General features: G+C 67.7%; 1 protein-coding gene. It reads left to right on the top strand.

Annotated features, from left to right (window positions below; all coding sequences use genetic code 11):
- Positions 1 to 688: metallopeptidase TldD-related protein (locus tag AC1DWF_RS34435; RefSeq protein ID WP_476842968.1), on the top strand; the 688-nt coding region annotated here is incomplete at its 5' end.
- Between the last annotated feature and the right edge of the window lie 28 nt (positions 689 to 716).

Genomic DNA, 716 nt, shown 5'->3' with positions numbered 1-716 from the left:
GGGCTGGCCCGGCATCCTGCTGCACGAGGCGATCGGGCACGGGCTGGAGGGTGACTTCAACCGCAAGAAGACCTCGGCCTTCGCGGGGCTGCTCGGTCGGCGGATCGCAGCACCCGGCGTGACGGTGGTGGATGACGGCACGATCGCCGACCGCCGCGGCAGCCTGACCGTGGATGATGAGGGCACGCCCTCCGGGCGCACGGTGATGATCGAGGACGGCATCCTCCGCGGCTTCATCCAGGACCGGCAGAACGCCCGGCTCATGGGCGTGCAGCCAACGGGCAACGGGCGTCGGCAGAGCTACGCGCACAGCCCCATGCCGCGGATGACCAACACGATCATGCTGGGCGGAGACGCCTCGCCGGAGGAAATCATCGGCAGCGTCAAGAAGGGCATCTATGCCGTGAACTTCGGCGGCGGGCAGGTTGACATCACGTCGGGGAAATTCGTGTTCTCGATGAGCGAGGCCTACATCATCGAGGATGGGAAGATCGGCGCGCCGGTGAAGGGCGCTACGCTCATCGGCAACGGGCCGGACGCGATGACGAAGGTGTCGATGATCGGCAACGACAGCGCGATGGACCCMGGCATCGGGACCTGCGGGAAGAACGGGCAGGGCGTGCCGGTGGGCGTGGGGCAGCCGACGCTGAAGATGACGGGGCTGACGGTGGGCGGGACGCGGATCTGAAGGGGGACCGACCGGTCGTCACTTCTTG

This window comes from Aminobacter sp. P4_D5 (assembly GCF_056401815.1).
This window is presented reverse-complemented; position numbering and strand designations above follow the sequence as displayed.